Consider the following 1,589-nt stretch of genomic DNA (forward strand, 5'->3'; position numbering starts at 1 on the left):
GGTTGCCCAGTTCCAGAAGCTGGCTGAAGATCCGGCCAAAGCATCGGCGGCACTAAATGAGCAGTACCATTACCTAACTGCTTCTGTTTATGAGCAGATCAGAGCACTAGAGGAACAGGGCGACAAGGTAGGGGCTGCAAACCTTGCCGAAGAGACTTACGCCAGCGCCCTTCAAGTTCGCTCCAATGCTATCAAGCAGAACCTTGGCTATATTGAGGCAGCTTGGGATTCCATTAAATCCAAAGCTAAAGCTGCTTATGACGCCATGTTTGATATTGGGCGGGAGCAGACTATTGATGACAAAATATCCTCCCTTAGAAAGGATATAGAGGCTGCTCAAAATTCCAGCGCAAAAAGCTATAAAGACCAAGCTGCAGGACAAGGCGCATATACGCCTCCAGCCCAAATTGCTGAAATGCAGACAAGGCTTCGCCTTCTTCAGCAAGAGCGAGATACGCAAAAGTCAGCGTCTGAGGCTAGCGAAAAGTCTGCCCGAGCAGAGCAGGAGTCTATAGCCGGAAGTAATGAGCTACACAAAAGGTATCTGGCCGGACTCGATAGAGAAGCTAAGAAAAAGCTAGAGCTTGAGAAGATAGATATCGCAAGGCGCCAAGCTCTAGGCGGCAAAGATGTAGATATTGGTCGAATCAATCGCGAGTACGAAGTATCCCGCAAAAAGATTGAGGAAGACTTTGAAAAATCAGCACCAAAGACTCGCAAGCCCGCAGCCTATCAGGACGATGCTGCCACTCGCATGCTTCAGTCGCTCAGCCAGCAAGAGGCTGTGCTGCGAGAGCAACTGACTACTACTGACAAGCTAACGTCTTCTGAGAAAGCTCTAGCACAGTTCAATCAGCAGATAGCCGATATAAAGGCTAAAAGCATTCTTACGGCTGATCAAAAAAGCCTAGCTGCTAATGAGCTGCAAATCAGGGCACAGCTTGAGAAAAACGTAGCGCTTGAGGCAGAGAAAAAACAGCGGGAGCAGATTAGCAAGCTTCAATCCCTACAGTCCTCCCTGGCCTCAGGTAGGCAAGAGGAGCGTGAGGGGTACGAAAACCAGCTGGCAGGTTCAACCCTCAGCGCTGAAGCACGGCAGAGACTCCAGGCCGAGCAAAAGATCAGGAATGAGTACCAGCGGCAGTTATCTAGGCTGAATCCTTCGGATGAAAGTTATAGCGATACGACTAGAGCGCTAAAGGAAAATCTGGATGAACGCCTGCGTATGCAGCAGGAGTATTACTCCGCGCTGGATGAACTGAACGGCAATGCGGCGGTAGGCGCGAAACGTGCTGTAAACGAATACAGCGAGCAAGCCAAAAACATAGCCGACCAGACTCAGAGCTTTGTTGGTGGAACGCTTGAAAGCCTGACGACAGGCATCGCTGACAGCCTGACCGATGCAATCACCCACACCAAAGACCTTGGTGATGCGATGGCAAGCCTGGGGGAAACGATCCTTACCCAGGTGGTTAGCTCACTGATTGAGATGGGCGCACGGTACGCCATCAACGCAGCGTTGGAGGTGGCAGGGCTCACAACCGTGCAGACCGCCAAGGCTGCGCTGGGCGCTACGGCAGGGGCAGGCT

The 1,589-nt window shown here is 51.5% G+C and carries 1 protein-coding gene; it reads left to right on the forward strand.

The genetic code is table 11. The features are described 5' to 3' along the window. A partial coding sequence (locus PLU01S_RS25090; RefSeq protein WP_139804010.1) for a phage tail tape measure protein occupies positions 1 to 1,589 on the forward strand: 1,589 nt, incomplete at both ends.

Origin of the sequence: Pseudomonas luteola NBRC 103146, from assembly GCF_002091675.1 — a bacterium.
GTDB lineage: Bacteria > Pseudomonadota > Gammaproteobacteria > Pseudomonadales > Pseudomonadaceae > Chryseomonas > Chryseomonas luteola.